The organism is Promicromonospora kroppenstedtii, assembly GCF_044389675.1.
GTDB lineage: Bacteria > Actinomycetota > Actinomycetes > Actinomycetales > Cellulomonadaceae > Promicromonospora > Promicromonospora kroppenstedtii.
The window spans coordinates 147,160-162,760 of sequence record NZ_JBIRYI010000008.1; the positions used below are offsets into that span (position 1 = coordinate 147,160).

The 15,601-nt window shown below is 73.0% G+C and carries 15 protein-coding genes; 7 read left to right on the forward strand and 8 right to left on the reverse strand.

Annotated features, from left to right (window positions below):
• Window positions 1-257 precede the first annotated feature (257 nt).
• Window positions 258-611, forward strand: coding sequence for a hypothetical protein (locus ACH47X_RS14545; RefSeq protein ID WP_036964949.1), 354 nt, complete (start codon window positions 258-260; stop codon window positions 609-611).
• A gap of 10 nt (window positions 612-621) precedes the next feature.
• Here the strand turns inward: ACH47X_RS14545 and ACH47X_RS14550 are convergent, their stop codons facing one another.
• Entirely contained in the window at window positions 622-1,473 is an 852-nt protein-coding gene (locus ACH47X_RS14550; protein ID WP_397405335.1) for an arylamine N-acetyltransferase, read from the reverse strand.
• A 61-nt stretch (window positions 1,474-1,534) separates the two neighbouring features.
• On the opposite strand from ACH47X_RS14550, the gene ACH47X_RS14555 reads away from it, so the two are divergent.
• Window positions 1,535-2,020 (forward strand): DUF456 domain-containing protein, encoded by a 486-nt coding sequence (locus tag ACH47X_RS14555; protein ID WP_397405336.1) that lies wholly within the window; start codon window positions 1,535-1,537, stop codon window positions 2,018-2,020.
• Window positions 2,021-2,138: 118 nt separating this feature from the next.
• Here ACH47X_RS14555 and ACH47X_RS14560 read toward each other — a convergent pair whose 3' ends face one another.
• Window positions 2,139-2,693 carry a PaaI family thioesterase gene (locus ACH47X_RS14560; protein ID WP_397405337.1) on the reverse strand — a complete coding sequence of 185 codons (555 nt, stop codon included), beginning with the start codon at window positions 2,691-2,693 and terminating at the stop codon, window positions 2,139-2,141.
• Between the two features lie 24 nt (window positions 2,694-2,717).
• Here ACH47X_RS14560 and ACH47X_RS14565 point away from each other — a divergent pair, with 24 nt between their 5' ends.
• The 3 genes from ACH47X_RS14565 to ACH47X_RS14575 all read left to right on the forward strand — a co-directional run bounded on the left by ACH47X_RS14565 (window position 2,718) and on the right by ACH47X_RS14575 (window position 6,123).
• Complete coding sequence (locus ACH47X_RS14565) at window positions 2,718-4,709, forward strand: S9 family peptidase (RefSeq protein ID WP_397405338.1); 1,992 nt, start codon at window positions 2,718-2,720, stop codon at window positions 4,707-4,709.
• A gap of 34 nt (window positions 4,710-4,743) precedes the next feature.
• On the forward strand, window positions 4,744-5,226 hold the full coding sequence (locus ACH47X_RS14570; protein ID WP_036964963.1) for a GNAT family N-acetyltransferase: 483 nt from the start codon (window positions 4,744-4,746) through the stop codon (window positions 5,224-5,226).
• Window positions 5,227-5,301: 75 nt separating this feature from the next.
• Window positions 5,302-6,123 (forward strand): methyltransferase domain-containing protein, encoded by an 822-nt coding sequence (locus tag ACH47X_RS14575; protein WP_397405339.1) that lies wholly within the window; start codon window positions 5,302-5,304, stop codon window positions 6,121-6,123.
• A gap of 43 nt (window positions 6,124-6,166) precedes the next feature.
• Here the strand turns inward: ACH47X_RS14575 and ACH47X_RS14580 are convergent, their stop codons facing one another.
• The 6 genes from ACH47X_RS14580 to ACH47X_RS14605 all read right to left on the reverse strand — a co-directional run bounded on the left by ACH47X_RS14580 (window position 6,167) and on the right by ACH47X_RS14605 (window position 13,003).
• Window positions 6,167-7,621, reverse strand: a complete 1,455-nt coding sequence (locus ACH47X_RS14580; RefSeq protein WP_397405340.1) for a sugar transferase — start codon at window positions 7,619-7,621, stop codon at window positions 6,167-6,169.
• 414 nt (window positions 7,622-8,035) lie between these two features.
• Window positions 8,036-8,668 carry an acyltransferase gene (locus ACH47X_RS14585; protein ID WP_397405341.1) on the reverse strand — a complete coding sequence of 211 codons (633 nt, stop codon included), beginning with the start codon at window positions 8,666-8,668 and terminating at the stop codon, window positions 8,036-8,038.
• Between the two features lie 16 nt (window positions 8,669-8,684).
• A complete protein-coding gene (locus tag ACH47X_RS14590) occupies window positions 8,685-8,978 on the reverse strand; it encodes an acyl carrier protein (RefSeq protein ID WP_397405342.1) in 294 nt (97 codons plus the stop codon).
• 26 nt (window positions 8,979-9,004) lie between these two features.
• Window positions 9,005-10,273 (reverse strand): pyridoxal-dependent decarboxylase, exosortase A system-associated, encoded by a 1,269-nt coding sequence (locus tag ACH47X_RS14595; RefSeq protein ID WP_397405343.1) that lies wholly within the window; start codon window positions 10,271-10,273, stop codon window positions 9,005-9,007.
• Window positions 10,270-11,883 (reverse strand): acyl-CoA ligase (AMP-forming), exosortase A system-associated, encoded by a 1,614-nt coding sequence (locus tag ACH47X_RS14600; RefSeq protein ID WP_397405344.1) that lies wholly within the window; start codon window positions 11,881-11,883, stop codon window positions 10,270-10,272. The genes ACH47X_RS14595 and ACH47X_RS14600 overlap by 4 nt, the downstream gene beginning before the upstream one ends.
• 253 nt (window positions 11,884-12,136) lie before the next feature.
• Window positions 12,137-13,003, reverse strand: a complete 867-nt coding sequence (locus ACH47X_RS14605; protein ID WP_397405345.1) for a hypothetical protein — start codon at window positions 13,001-13,003, stop codon at window positions 12,137-12,139.
• Between the two features lie 176 nt (window positions 13,004-13,179).
• Between ACH47X_RS14605 and ACH47X_RS14610 the strand changes: the two genes are divergently transcribed.
• Together ACH47X_RS14610 and ACH47X_RS14615 are read left to right on the forward strand one after the other, a co-directional pair.
• On the forward strand, window positions 13,180-14,445 hold the full coding sequence (locus ACH47X_RS14610) for a glycosyltransferase (protein WP_397405346.1): 1,266 nt from the start codon (window positions 13,180-13,182) through the stop codon (window positions 14,443-14,445).
• On the forward strand, window positions 14,442-15,458 hold the full coding sequence (locus ACH47X_RS14615) for a hypothetical protein (protein WP_397405347.1): 1,017 nt from the start codon (window positions 14,442-14,444) through the stop codon (window positions 15,456-15,458). Before ACH47X_RS14610 ends, ACH47X_RS14615 begins: the two co-directional genes overlap by 4 nt.
• Window positions 15,459-15,601 lie beyond the last annotated feature (143 nt).

Consider the following 15,601-nt stretch of genomic DNA (forward strand, 5'->3'; position numbering starts at 1 on the left):
CCAAGGCGTGGCAGGTAGTGGCGCGTGGGCCGGCGGGGGTGGCGGGCCGCCGGATGGCCGCTCCGGTTCGGCAGTCGGCCTCAAGGGTCGGCAGTTGGCATCGACATCGGCACAGGCCTGAACCGATCTCAATGCCAAGTGCCGAGTCTGCGAGGCAAACTGCCGCGCGCGCGGCGGGCTCGTGAAAATTGTCACTAATGGCCCGGACGCGCGGTTTTCAGGCGCTCTGCACCCCTGGCGCGGATAGGCTGCCGAGCATGGAATTCCTCTACAACGTCTTCGTGTTCCTGCACTTCGCGAGCTGGGCGCTCGTGTTCGGCGGCGCGATCGCGTCGCTGCGCACCAAGGCCCTCTACAAGGGTGTCTCGCACGGTGCCATGGGTGCCGTCGTCGCGGGCGTCATCATGGTCGGCGTCGCGGAGATGGGCGGCCTCTGGGACGACGGCGGCCCGTCGATGGCGAAGATCGGCGTCAAGCTGATCATCGCGCTCGCCGTCGCCGTGCTCGCCGTGCTCGCGGTGCGCAAGGGCGAGAACGTGTCGCAGGGCCTCAAGGGCTCCGTGCTCGGGCTCACCCTGGTGAACATCGGCGTCGCGGTCTTCTGGAACTGACCCTTCCGCATCAGGACGGCGAGCGGGACGCCAACCACTCCCGGTGCTGGGCCAGGCTGCGGTCGAACAGGCCGCGCAGGGCGTCGCCGTCGACGCCCCGCAGCGAGATGCCCAGCGCCCGGAGTGCGTCCCGCCAGTCGTCGTACGCCGTCAGCCCGACCCGTTCGGCGCGCGCGCCGGTCCGGGTGAACTGGCACCCGCGTAGCGTCTCCGCGGCGTCGGGCAGACGGCGCTGCACCACCAGCCTGCGCGCGTAGGCGCCGCCGTCCGGCGCGGTGAGCTTCCGGTGCGCGCCGCGCTCCTGCTCCGGCGTGAGCACCTCGTCGAAGAGGTCCACCGCGCCGAAGCTGCCCTGCGGGTCGTGGTGGAACGTCCAGCCGTCCGCGCGCACCTCCAGCCGGTAGGTGAACGGGCCCTGCCGGTAGGTGCCCGCGACCAGTGGCAGGGGTTCGTGCAGGCCGTCCCCGCAGCCGACGTCGGGCCACCAGACGCCGCCCGGGTTCTCCGCGGTGGCCAGTCCCCGCACGGACAGCGCGAGGTGCCCCACGTACACGTCGGCGCGCTCGGCCGCGGAGTCCCAGTTGTGGCCCCAGGCGGGCACCACGTCGTACCCGAGCGACCGCAGCGCCGCGGTCAGCACGCCGTTGTGGTGGAAGCAGTAGCCGGCGTTGCCGCCCGCCGCCACGCGCGCCAGGGTCGACGGCACGTCGACGGCGGGCGGGCTGCCGAGCATGGTGTGCAGGTTCTCGTACGGGATGCGCTCGGCGTGCCGCCGGTGGATCTCGAACAGGGTCGCCACGGTCGCCGGCGGCCGCTCGTCCAGGCCCAGCCGGGCGAGGTATCCGGCCGCCGCGTGCGTCATGGCCAGCAGGATATCCGCCGGACTCGGTGTCCGATTTGCACCAGCAGGCTAGTGTGCGGGCGTGGACGTTTGGGCAGAGGTACTCGTCGGTGTCGCAATCCTGGTCGGGCTGATCGGCATCGTCGTCCAGGTGTTGCCGGGCGCCGTGCTCGTGCTGGGCGGCATCCTCGTCTGGGCGATCTTCACGGGTGGCGTCGAGGCGTGGGTGGTGTTCGGCATCGCCGCGGTCGCCATCGCGATCGCCGAGGTGTTCCAGTGGATCCTCGCCGGCAAGCACATGCGCAAGGCCGAGGTACCCGTGCTGACGCTCGCCGTCGGCGGTATCGCGGGCATCGTCGGCTTCTTCGTGGTGCCCGTGATCGGCCTGTTCCTCTTCTTCGTCGCCGCGATCTTCCTGCTGGAGTGGGCGCGCCGCAAGGACGTGTCGGCCGCCTGGGGCGCCACCAAGGCCGCCGTCCAGGCCACGCTGATCACGATCGGCGTCCAGCTCGTGGGCTCGCTGATCGCGACGGGCGCGTGGGTGGTCGGCCTCTTCATCACGGGCTGACGCCGGGGCCGGGCGGGTCGGCGACGAAAGTGCGCTTCTACCCAGCCATTCGGCCTGGAAACAGCGTGAATTACGGGCCCGATGACTGGGTAGAAGCGCACCTCGGCGGTGGGCCGGGTCAGGCGCCCGGCGTCGGCAGGTCGAAGATCAGCAGGGTGCTCGACGCCGTCGCGACCACCGCGCCCGTCGCGTCCCGCACCACGCCCTCGGTGAAGCCGACCCGGGAGCCCGCCTTGATCACGGTGCCCTCCGCGCTGAGCGGCCCGCCGCCGCCCCGCACGGCCTTGACGTAGCTCACCTTGATCTCGATCGACGTGTAGCCCTTGCCCTGCGGCAGCACCGACTGGATGGCGCAGCCGCACACCGTGTCCAGGAGGGTGCAGAGCACGCCGCCGTGGATCGTGCCGATCGGGTTGTAGCCGGACTCGTCGGGCGTGCACCGGAAGGTCACGCGCCCCCCCTCGACCTCGTCGATGTCGAGGCCGAAGTGCGCGGCGATCGGCGGCGGCGGGATGACGCCGTCGCGCATCCGGCGCAGGAACTCCACCCCGGTCATCAGCGGCGCCTGCGCCGCGGTCTGGATGGGGTCGTACCAGGTCAGCTCGCGGGTCCGCGGCGCGCCCCAGGCCTCGTGAGCACTCGTGGGGGCGTCGGTCTGCTGTGTTTCGGACATGTCCGCAAGGGTAGTGTCCGGGCCATGCAGGCAGCCGACCTTCCCCTGATCCGCACCGTCTCCCGGCCCGCCGTCCACCCGGACGGGACCTGGGCCGTCGTGGCCGTGACCCGCCCCGACCTGGACGCCGACGCCGTCGTGGGCCAGCTCTGGCGGGTGCCGCTCGGCGGGGACGCCGAGGCCGCCCCCAGCCGCCTCACCCGGGGGTTCCGCGACACCGAGCCGCGCTTCTCGCCCGACGGCGCCCTGGTCGCCTTCCTGCGCGCCCAGCCCCAGGCCGCCCCGCAGCTCTGGGTGCTGCCCGTCGCGGGCGGTGAGGCCGTGCAGGTCACCGACCGCACGCTCGGCGTCAGCGGGTTCCGCTGGTCGCCCGACGGCAAGCGCCTCGCGTTCCTGAGCCGCGAGCCCGAGGCGGGCCGCTACGGCTCGGTCGAGGGCATCACGCCGGCCGCCGAGGGGCCGCGCCGCATCACCGAGTGGAGCTGGACGCGCAACGGCCTGGGCTACCACCGGGACCGCCCGCAGCACGTGTACCTGGTCGACGTGCCCGACGTCGCGGGCGAGCCCGTGGTCCAGCCCGCCCCGACGGCGCAGGGTCCGGCCGAGCCCCGGCCCACCGTGGCCCAGCCGCGCCGGGTGACCACGGACGACGTCGACCACAGCGGGATCACGTTCACGCCCGACGGCGGCTCGATCGCCGTCCTGGCCGAGCGCGAGCAGGGCGCGGGCCAGGTGGGCCGCAGCGTGCTGCGGATGCTGCCCCTGGGCGCCGGCGTCGAGGGCGGGGGCTCCGAGGTGGAGCTCGGCACGCTCGGCCCGCAGGCGGTGGCGTTCGGCCCCGGCGGCGAGCTGTACGTGCTCGCCCAGGACCACGGCCCCGAGGGCAAGGACTTCGTGGCCCGCAACGCGGCCCTGTACGTGCTGTCCGCGTGGGCCGACCCGGAGCCGCGGCGCCTCACCGATCCCGAGACCCAGGAGCTCGGTCACGAGCCCGTGGCGCTGCCCGACGGCGGCGTCCTGCTCGTGCTCGCGAGCCGCGGCACCCAGCACGTGGTCCGCGTCGACGACGACGGCACCACAACCCGGCTGACCGGCGGAGACGTCGTCGTTTCCGACATCGGGGTGGGCGGCGGCACGGTCGCCGTGGCGTACGGCGACCCGGGCACCTACGGCGAGGTGGGCGTCGTCGCGGACGGCGCGATCCACCGCCGGACCGACTTCTCCGCGCCGCTGCGGGCGGCAGGCGTCGTCACGCCCACGGAGCTGACGGTCAGGGGCCGGGACGGGTACCCGGTGCACGGGTGGGTCGCGGTGCCGGAGGGCACGGGCACGCACCCGACCCTGCTGATGATCCACGGCGGCCCCTATGCGTCCTACACCGCGGGGCTGTTCGACGAGACGCAGGTGCTGGTCGACGCCGGGTACGCCGTCGTCTACTGCAACCCGCGCGGCTCGGCGGGCTACGGGCAGGCGCACGGCCGCACGATCAAGCAGGCCATGGGCACCGTGGACCTGCACGACGTGCTCGACTTCCTGGACGGCGCGGTCGCGTCGGACGGCAGGCTGGACGGCTCGCGCGTGGGCGTGCTCGGTGGCTCGTACGGCGGGTACCTCACGGCCTGGACGATCGCGCACGACCACCGGTTCGCCGGCGCGGTCGTGGAGCGCGGGTTCCTCGACCCGGAGGTGTTCGTCGGCACCAGCGACATCGGTTCGTTCTTCGGCCTGGAGTACGTGGGGGACAAGCCGGAGCAGGTGGCCGCGCAGTCGCCGCAGGCCGTCGCCGGCCAGGTGACGACACCCACGCTCGTGCTGCACTCCGAGCTGGACCTGCGCTGCCCGCTGTCCCAGGCCGAGCGCTACTACTCGACGCTCAAGGGGCACGGCGTGGAGACCGAGCTGGTGGTCTTCCCCGGGGAGAACCACGAGCTGTCCCGGTCCGGTCGCCCGCGGCACCGGCAGCAGCGCTTCGAGGTGATCCTCGACTGGTGGAGGCGGTACCTGCCGGTCGCCTGACACGGTAGGGGTGGGAGCGTGCGAGGATCGATCCGTGCAGATCATCACCGCCCCGCTCGCCCAGCTCGACGTCGTCATCGCCTACGGGGTCTGGAAGCTGCGTCAGGACGTCTTCGTCGTCGAGCAGGACTGCCCGTACCACGACCTCGACGGCCGCGACGTCGAGCCGGGCGCCGTGCAGGTCGTGCTGCTGGCCGAGGCCGCGCCCGACTCGGTGTCCGACGGCGGCACCCGCGTGCTCGGCACGGCCCGCGTGCTCGACGACGGCGCCGTCTGGCGCATCGGGCGGGTCGCCCTGGCCAAGGAGGCCCGCGGCAAGGGTTTGTCCGACGACGTGATGCGAGCGGCCATCGAGTACATCGAGACCGCCGGCGACGAACGCGACATCGTGCTCGACGCCCAGTCGCCGCTCACGCGCTGGTACGGCAAGCACGGGTTCGTGGCGGACGGCGACGAGTTCCTCGACGACGGCATCCCGCACACGCCGATGCGTCGCACGGTGCACGCCTCGGCCTGAATCCTGGCGGCCGGCGCCGGCCCGGCGCCGGAAAAGAGGTGAGCCGACCCCGCCGTCGGGCATAGCTTCGGTGCCGTGACCGATGACGCACACACCGCGGACCTCCGCGCCCACCACCCCGGCGACGACCCCGCCGACGGCCAGTTCCCCGAGAGCGTGGCCGCGGGCTACGACGACCCGGGCGGCGCGAACGACGCCGCCGTCGTGACACCCGCCGTGGACCTGCTGACCGAGCTCGCCGACGGCGGCCCCGTGCTGGAGCTCGCGGTCGGCACGGGGCGTATCGCCGCGCCGCTCGCCGCCCGCGGCGTCCGGGTCGGCGGCATCGAGCTCAGCCGGGCCATGGCCGCGCGGATCGCCGGCAAGCCCGGCGGGGCGGACGTCGGCGTCACCATCGGCGACATGACGTCCACCCGGTTCGACGGGTTCGGCGGCGCCGTCGGGCCAGGTGACTTCGCCCTGGCCTACCTGGTGTTCAACACGATCAGCAACGTCACCACCCAGGACGGACAGGTCGACGTCTTCGTCAACGCCGCGGCGCACCTGCGGCCCGGCGGGCTGTTCCTGATCGAGGTGGGCGTGCCGGGCCTGCGCCGCCTGCCGCCGGGCCAGGACACCGTCCCGTTCACGGTCGTGCCCGGCCCGGGGGACACCGGCTACGTGGGGTTCGACCGGTACGACGTCGCGACCCAGCTGTTCACGTCGAACCACGTGACCGTGCGGCCTGACGGCACCGGCCGGTTCCGCTCGGTGCCGTTCCGGTACGCCTGGCCCGCCGAGATGGATCTGATGGCGCGGATCGCCGGGCTCCGGTTGCGGCACCGCTGGGCGGGCTGGGACCGGTCGCCGTTCACCGCGGACTCCGAGAACCACGTCTCGGTGTGGGAGAAGGTCTGACCCCACGCTCTGCCAGGCCTGGCAGGGCTCGGGCCGCGGGGCGTCAGTACGCCCCGCGCCCCGAGACCACGGCGCGGGCGGTCTGCCCGAGGATGGCCAGGTCCTGCATCGGCGTCCAGTTCTCGGCGTAGTAGACGTCGAGCCGGACCGCCTCCTCCCACGGCAGGTCGGAGCGGCCGGAGACCTGCCACATGCCCGTCATCCCGGGCTTGACCAGCAGCCGGCGCCGCATGCGCTCCTCGTACGCCGCGACCTCGTGCGGCAGCGCCGGCCGGGGTCCGACGAGGCTCATGTGGCCGCCGAGCACGTTGAACAACTGGGGCAGCTCGTCGAGCGAGTACCGGCGCAGCACGCGGCCCACCCGGGTGATGCGCGGGTCGGTGCGCATCTTGAACAGCGGGCCCGCGCCGTCGTTCCCCGCCGTGAGGGCCTTGACCTCGCGGTCGGCGCCCACACGCATGGTGCGGAACTTGAACATCCGGAAGATCTTGCCGTCGCGGCCCACGCGCTCGGACAGGTAGAACAGCCCGCCCTTGCTGGTGAACGCGACGGCCAGCCCCACGCCGAGCAGGATCGGCGACACGAGCACCGTGATCAGGGCGGCGAGCACCCAGTCGATGCCCTGTTTCACGCGGAACTTGGCCCCCCGGAACCGCGGCGCGTCCACGTGCAGCAGCGAGAGGCCCGACGTCGGGGACACGCTCATCCGGGAGGCGGCGACGTCGGCCAGCTCGGTGGTGAGCATGAGGTCCACGCCCACACGCTCGAGCTGCCAGCCGAGCCGGCGGACGACGTCGGAGGTGATGCTCCCCGACGCGCTCACCGCGACGGCGCTCGCGCGGACCAGAGCGGCCGCCTCGCCCACCCGGGACAGGTCGCCCAGCACGGGCACCCCGCCCACCTCGTCGCCGGGCAGCCCGTCGCGGGGCGGGGCCTCGCCGGGTGCGGTCTCGCCGGCGGGCGTCTCGCCGGACGGCAGGCAGGCGCCCACCACCACGAACCCGCGGTGCGGCGCGCCGTTGAGCCGGCGGATCACGCGCTCCGCCTGCTCGCGGTGACCCACCACCAGGACGGGCGTCATGCAGCCCGTGCCGCGGCTCCGTGTGCGGGCCACCCACTGGCGCCAGCCGTAGCGGGAGCCGATCAGCCCCGCGAGCCCGAGCGGCAGCACGATCGCCTGCGCGAGCACGTCCCGGGGCTCGACCGCCCCGGTGAGCCAGGCCAGGAGCACGAGCACGCTCACCGCCGTGCACGTGGCGGCGAAGATACGCCGGTACTCCGTGTGGTCGCGGCCCACGACCCGCAGGTCGTACGAGCTGCGCGCGGCCACGGCCCCGATCCAGACCACAGCCACCAGGGCCGACACGGCGAGGGAACCGAGCAGTCCGGGGTGCCCGGGGGTGCCGGCCAGGAGGGTCGCGTCGAGCACGGACGCGAGGATCACCGAGGCGAGGACGACGGCCGTGTCGGTGTAGCGCAGCCGTGCGCGATAACGCACCTGCCACTGCGGGTGAGCGCGCCGTGCGCGGACGTCGTGAAAACCACGCGACGTCGCATTCTTCACCCTTTTCTCTGCGGTTTGCGGGCGAATTTCGAAACCGCCACCTATCGTCTGGCTCGCCACGTCGATTCCTTCCTTCCCTCTGGCCAGGAATGAGCTTTGGGCGCACTGGATCGCGGCGCGTCTACGCGCCCTGGTGGAGCCGGGGGGTGGTGGTCCGGGCCTTGCGACAGCAGCCTCGGGGCGTGGTGTGTGCCCGGTTCTCGTTGCTACTTATTGATCACGATAATATGAGGGTCACCGTATTCTGTCGTCTGCCGGACGGCTTTTTCCGGGCCCTTCACCCGGCACTTCACCCTTTTCGGTGAAGGGGTGAGACAGTAGCCGGGGAAAGAAATAACCGAGCTTCATTCAGCGGCGAAAAGACGCGTTGGACGAGGTCTCGTGCAGCACCCCGTCGGTCTCCGTGAACTCGTCCCCGGTGACCGGACAGCGCCAGCCGTCACCGGTGGTGCGCTCGAGCGGCACGCCGGCACGGCCGACCCACCGGATGCGGCGGGCGGGTACCCCTGCGACGAGCGCGAAGTCCGGCACGTCGGCCGTCACGACCGCGCCCGCCGCGACGGTCGCCCACCGGCCGATCGTCACCGGGGCCACGCACACCGCCCGGGCGCCGATCGCGGCGCCGGTGCGGATCGTGACGCCGACAGCCTGCCAGTCATCGCCGGTCTTGACCGTGCCGTCCGGGGTCACCGCCCGCGGGTACAGGTCGTTGGTCAGCACGGCGGCCGGTCCGACGAACACGCCGTCCTCCAGCACCGCCGGCTCGTAGACGAGAGCGTAGTTCTGCAGCTTGCAGCCGTCGCCCAGGCGCACCCCGGGCCCGACGTAGGCGCCCCGCCCCACGATGCACCCGGACCCCACGACGGCGTCCTCGCGCACCTGGGCCAGGTGCCAGATGGTGGTGCCCGCGCCGATCGTGGCGCGGTCGTCGACGTCGGCCGAGTCCTGGACCCGCGCCGCCCCCTGCTCGTCGATGGTCATGGCATGCCCCGTCCCGTCACCGCGCCCGCGCGCTGACGAACGCGTGCAGGCTGCCCGCGGTCTCCAGCAGGCCGCCGGCCAGCTCGTCGTCCTCAACGGTGATCGCGAACCGGTCCTCCAGCGCGGTCACCAGCTCCAGCACCGCCAGCGAGTCGAGCTCGGGCACGTCGCCGAACAGCGGGGTGCCGGCGTCGAACGTGAGCACGCGGTCCTCGATGCCGAGCACCTTGCCGAGCACCTCGAGCACGTCGGCGAGCGTCACGTCGTCCGTCGCGCTGCCCGCGGGGCTGTCTGTCACGTCGCTGCTCATCAGATCTCCTGTCGAAGGGGTCGTACTCAAACCAGCACCTCGGCGGGCGCCGGGTGGCCCAGGAACCCGGTGGGGCTGGCGGTCAGGCCGTAGGCCCCCGCCTGGAGCACCACCACGAGGTCGTCGGGGTCGGCCCGCGGTAGCGGGACGTCGTCGGCCAGCAGGTCGAGCGGGGTGCACAGGCAGCCGACGACGGTCGCCTGCTCCAGCTCCGCCGCCGCCATCCGGTTGCCCACGAGCACCGGGTAGTTGCGCCGGATCACCTGCCCGAGGTTCCCCGACGCGGCGAGCTGGTGGTGCATGCCGCCGTCGACGACGAGGTAGGTGCGGCCGCGGGAGACCTTGCGGTCCACCACGCGGGTCACATAGGTGCCGGCCTCTCCGACGAGGTACCGGCCCAGCTCGATGTGCACGTCGGCCTCGGGCAGCGCCGGGGCGATCTGCTCCGCGACCACGGCTGCGAGGCTCTCGCCCACGCGGGCCAGGTCGACCGGCCGGTCCTTGGGGAAGTAGGGGATGCCCAGGCCGCCGCCCAGGTTCACGTACCGCACGGGGCCGGGCGCGTGCTCGGCGAGTGCCACGACGAGGTCGGCCGTGGCACGCTGCGCGCCGGCGATCAGCTCCGCGTCGAGGTTCTGCGAGCCGGCGAACACGTGGAACCCGGTCACGTCCGCGCCCGTGGTGCCGAGATAGGCCAGCAGGTCGGGCACCTGCTCGGCGTCGACGCCGAACTGCTGCGGGCCGCCGGACATGCGCATCCCCGAGCCGCGAACGGCGAAGTCGGGGTTCACGCGGATCGCCACGCGCGGCACGATGCCGAGCTCCTCGCCGGCCGCGACCACGCGGCGTGCCTCCGTGGACGACTCCAGCTCGACCAGCACGCCCGCCGCGACCGCCGAGCGGATCTCCTGCGGTGTCTTGCCCGGTCCCGCGAAGCTGATCCGCTCCGGGGTGGTCCCGGTGTCCAGGGCCGTGTGCATCTCGTGCGCCGAGGCGACGTCGAGCGCGTCGACCAGCCCGGACAGGTGCTGCACGACGGCGGGCATCGGGTTGGCCTTGACGGCGTACCCGAGGCGCACCGCGTCGCCGAGCGCGGCCCTGACCTCGGCCACGCGGTCGGTGATGCGCCGCCGGTCGTAGGCGAAGAAGGGCGTGGATCCCACCCGGGCGGCCAGGCGGGTCAGGGGCACCCCGCCCACGAGCACCTCGTCCCCCACGACGGGCAGCGCCGCGACGGCCGGGTGCGGGGCGGGTGCGGTCGGGGTCGTCGTCGCCTCGGCGACCTGCGCGGTCATTCGGCCACCTCCGCGACGAGGCCCGCGCGGATGGCCGGACGGTCCAGCTTGCCGTTGGGGTTACGGGGGAACGACTCGGCCGCGTGAACCTCGGCCGGGAGCATGAACGTGGGCAGCGACTGACGCATCTCCTTGAGCAGCCGCTCGGAGTCGACGGGTTCGGGGGCCAGCACGGCGAGCGCGATGCGCTGGCCGAGCCGCTCGTCCGGCACCCCGATCGCGACGGCCTCGCGCACCAGGCCGGTGCTCAGCGCCGCCTCCTCCACCTCGGTGGGGCTCACGCGGTACCCGGAGGTCTTGATCATCTCGTCCTCGCGGCCCACGAAGTACAGGTAGCCCTCGGCGTCGCGCACCACGGTGTCGCCCGACCACACGGCGGGTTCCGGTACGGCGCGCCACGGCTCGTCGTACCCGGGCACGGGGCGGAACCGGGCCGCGGTCCGCTCCGGGTCGTTCCAGTAGCCGAGCGCGACCAGGCTGCCGCGGTGCACCAGCTCGCCGGGCTCGTCGGGCCCGCACGGCGTGCCGTCCGGGCGCAGCACCAGCACCTCCGCGTTCGGGATGGCGCGCCCGATCGAGCCGGGGCGCGCGTCGACCTGCGCGGGGTCGAGGTAGGTGGAGCGGAACGCCTCGGTGAGGCCGTACATCAGGTACGGGGCGGCCGCGGGGAACAGCTCGCGCAGCTCGCCCAGGAGCGCGGCGGGCATGCGGCCGCCCGTGTTGGCGAAGTAGCGCAGGGCGAAGCGGGCGCCCGACGGCCACTCGACGCCGGCCAGCTGCGTCCACAGGGGCGGCACGCCCGTGATGCCGGTGACGCCGTACCGCTCGCAGGCGGCCGTGACGCCCCGCGGCAGCAGGTAGTCGTGCAGCACCACGTGGGCGCCGACGGCGAACGCGGTGGTGAGCTGGGACAGGCCGGCGTCGAAGCTCAGCGGCAGCACCGCGAGCAGCACGTCCTCGGCCGTGTTGTGCAGGTAGCCGGACACGCTGGTGGCGCCCACGACCAGGTTCCGGTGCGACAGGACCACGCCCTTGGGGGCGCCGGTGCTGCCGGACGTGTACAGGATCGCGGCGATGTCGGTGTCGGGGGCCGGCGCACCCGCGGGGGCGGCGGCGGGCTCCGCGTCGTCGTCGGACGCCGGGGCCCAGCGGAGCACGGTCAGCCCCGGCAGCTCGGGCAGGTGGGGCAGGTCGTGCGGCAGGCCGCCGTCGGCCGGGTCCACGAGCAGCACGGTGGTCAGGCCGGTGTCGCCGAGGTGGTCGCGGACGGCGTTCAGCCGGCCGGGCGAGGTGACGAGCACGCGGGCGCCGGAGTCGCGCAGCACGTGCGCGACCTGCTTGCCCTTCAGGAGCGGGTTGACGGGGACGAAGACGCCGCCGGCCACGGAGGTGCCCCACAGGGCCGCGACCGTCTCGAACCGCTTCTCGAGGAAGACCGCCACCCGGTCGTGCCGGGCCATGCCGAGCCCGGCGAAGCGGGCGCCGGCCTGCCGTACGGCGCGCCACAGCTCGGCGTACGTCAGGGTCGCGTCGCGGGCCGACAGCGCGGGTGCGCCGGGCCTCAGGCGCGCCTGATGCTCCAGATGCTGATGGATGGTGGTCACGAACATCACGGTAAAGCGCGCACGATCATTTTCGGCAGGCCGAGCGAGGGTGAATAGGGCCGAAAAGCGGGTGAACCGGGGGAGAGGTGAAAAAAGCGCGGCGACACCACGTGCGCAGCGCTATGCCAATCACCCCCAGGAGGTGCAGGAGGTGAATTACCGTGCATGGACCGGATGTCATCCCCTGTTCAAGGAAAGCGCATAGTGAATTGCGCTTCTCCGCACCCTTTTCACCTTGCGGGATTCACCCGGCCGGTTTTCACCACGGCACCTGTGTCAGCTCGCTGTAGAGGTACGAGACCGACTCCGGCGGCCGGCCCGTGCGGCTCAGGTACATCGTGGGGCGCTGCGCGGGCAGGCGGACGGAGTGCCACGGCCGGGGTCCGCTCACGCGGTCCTGCAGCAGGGTGAACGGCAGCCCGTGCGTGAGCAGGACGTGCCGGTAGACCGCGGGCGCCGCGGCGCGGAACAGGTCGCGGTCGCTCACGTGGAGCACCGAGGCGAACAGCCGCAGGCGCTTGCGCCGCACGGCGCGGAAGACCACCCAGCACGGTTTGCCGCGGACGACCGCCACGACGTGCCGCGCGGCGGGAGACTCCGCGTGGTCGCGGTATGCGGCCAGGTCAGCGCCGCGCAGCACGGACTCGATGTCGGGCCGCCCGGTCAGCAGCCGCACCCCGGGAGTGGGCAGCGGAAGGTTGGCCACCAGTGCTCCGGCCGTGTCCAGGTGCTGGAAACCGACCCGTTCGTTCAGAGGGATCACGGTGCCGCTCGGGGAGAGGTCGGTGAGCTCCCGGTCGCGCTGCGCGAGCATCGCGCGCAGCAGCCGCAGCGAGTGGTGGCGGAACTCGTCCAGCACGCACCACGCCGCGACGTTGCACACGGCGCTCGGTCCGTCGGGGCCGTCCGCCTCCGAGTAGAGCGCCGCGTACACGCCCACGACCCGGCCCTCGGACTCGAGCAGGAACCCGTGGTCGGAATGGCTGGTGCTCCAGGTGGGCCGCAGCGAACGGGCCCATACCGCAGGGCTCAGCCGGCTGTCCAGATGCGCATGCAGGAATTCGCCCACGCGCGGCAGATCGGCTGTCGTGACGGGAGCGAGCCCGGCCTCTTTCGAATGTGCCACGTCGGTGAGTATGACCCCGGGAAAAGGCGTCGGGCGGGGGTTCCCGGGGTGAAAGGGGCGCCTGGCGCTGATTTCATCCGGTAATTCCCTAACAGTTGCCGCGGGCGCATTTCTCACCCCTGTGTTCACCCGGCCCGGGGGTGCCTCGGGCACGGGCCAGACGTCACTATCGGGGTGTGGTCGTCTTCGATGGGGCCGGGTCCGCCCGCAGGGCCCACGTGCTGCTGGTCGCACCCGCGTGCGACGGCAACGACGTGGGCGAGTCGTGGCTCGCCCACCAGTGGGCGCAGCGCCTGTCGCGGCGGTTCGAGGTGACCCTGCTGTCCACCTGGAAGAAGGGCCACGTACCGCCTTCCAGGCAGCTTCCCGGGGTGCGGGTCGTGGAGTGGCCCGAGCCACCGCTGGTGCACCGCGCGGAACGACTGAACAGCCTGCTCCAGCCGGCGTACGTGCCGTTCTACGGGCGGGCCCGTCGCTGGGTCCGCGCGCGCCTCGCGGAGGGCGAGCGGTTCGACGTCGCGCACCAGGCGACGCCCGTGGCGCTGCGGTACCCCTCGCCCGTCGTCGGACTGGGCATCCCGTTCCTGATCGGCCCGGTGGGCGGCAGCCTGGAGTCACCGCCCGCCTTCGCCGCCGAGGAGGCGGCCACGCCCTGGTACCAGCAGCTGCGCCGGCTCGACGGGGTGCGGCTGCGGCACGACCCGCTCCTGCGCTCCACCTACGAGCAGGCCGACTGCGTGGTGGGCATCGCGCCCTATGTGCGCGAGCTCCTGGGCGACCTGCGTCTGCGCCGGTTCGAGACGATCGGCGACGTGTCCGTCGACGCCGTCCGGCCCGCCGTCGACCGCACGGGGCGTACCGGGCCGGTCCGGCTGCTGCACGTCGGCCGCCTGGTGCGTACCAAGGGGGCCCGGGACGCGATCCGAGCCATGGCCCAGCTCCGTGACCTGCCCGTGGTGCTCGATGTCGTGGGAGACGGCAACGACCGCCAGGCGTGCGACGACCTCGTGCGCGAGCTCGGGCTGACCGACCGGGTGACGGTGCACGGCGCGGTTCCCCGCGCCGAGGTGGACGGGTTCTACGAGCGCGCCGACATCTTCGTGTTCCCCAGCTACCGGGAGCCGGGCGGCGCCGTCGTGCTGGAGGCGATGGCGCACGGGCTGCCCCTCGTCGTCTGCGACCGGGGTGGCCCGGGGGCCAACGTGTCGGACGCGTGCGCCGTCCGGGTGCCCGCGCAGTCCCCGGACCAGCTCGCGCGGGACGTGGCCGGGGCGGTCCGCCGCCTGGTTGCCGTCCCCGACCTGCGCCTCAAGATGGGGGAGGCGGCGCGCGAGCACGTGGCGGCCACGCACCTGTGGGAGCGCAAGGTCGACCGCATGGTGGAGCTGTACGAGCAGGTCGCCGCGACGCGGCTCACCTCGGGATCACAGGCGTCCGGATGAGCGAGAACGACCGGCGTGTGACGATGACCGGCATGGGTACCTTGTCGTGGCGGTCACCGCTCCGTCTGGCCGTCGGCGCGCTGCTCGCCGCCGCGCTGACCACCGTCGCCACCACCGCACCGGGCACGGACCCGGCCGGGTCCGGCGCCCCCGCGCCCGCGGAGAGCCCGGCGTCCACCGAGGCGCCGTCGCCGCCCGCGAGCGTGGTCGAGGAGGGCGAGCCCCTGACCTTCCCGACGCCGGACACCGCGGGCCTGCCCGAGGGCTGGACCCCCAAGGAGACGCACACCGGCGACCTCTTCATCCGCGAGGCCGGGACCGTCGTCAGCGATCTGCGGATCACGGACGGCGTCATCTACGTCGAGGCCGAGAACGTGACACTGCGCCGGGTCCAGGCCCTTGGGTCGCGGGTCGTCAACGACGCGACCCCGGGGGTGTGCGGGTCCGGGATGGTGGTCGAGCAGTCCGAGTTCGTCCGCAGCTCGGTCCAGACCCGCGACACCGACCAGCCCATCATCGGGAACGGCGGGTTCACCGTGCGCGACGTGGTGATCGACGAGCTGCCCGAGGGCATCCGGGTCGGCGCCAAGGAGTGCGGCGACGTCGTCGTCGAGGACACGTACGTCCGGATCGTCCCGCCCGACGTCTGCGAGGACTGGCACGGCGACGGCATCCAGGGCTACGGCGGCGGCAGTGTGACCGTCCGGAACGTCCGGATCATCATGCAGGAGGCGCCCGACTGCTACGGGACCGCGCCGTTCTTCTACCCGAGCGGCCAGGGCAACACGTCGCTCACGGTCGACGGGCTGCTGGTCGAGGGCGGCGGCTACGCGTTCCGCGCGGGCACCCCGGGCAGCGTGCGCAACCTCCAGATCGTGCAGGACGCGTGGGGCTACGGCCCGGTCGACGTCCTGTGCGGCGCCCTCACCGAGTGGCAGGCGCACACCGTGACGGTCGGCAGGGGAGCCACGCGGCCGGGCGAACCGATCGAGTGCGCCGGCAGCGGCAACTGACGGTCGGCGCCTGACGGCCGGGACGACACTCGACGGACGTCGGTGTCTGCTCTGCCGCGATCTGCCCCTTTCCTCCCTGGGCGGCATCCATTTCGAGGCCTAAGTTTCTTCGCTTTCCGACCGCGGAAAGCGAAGAAACTTAG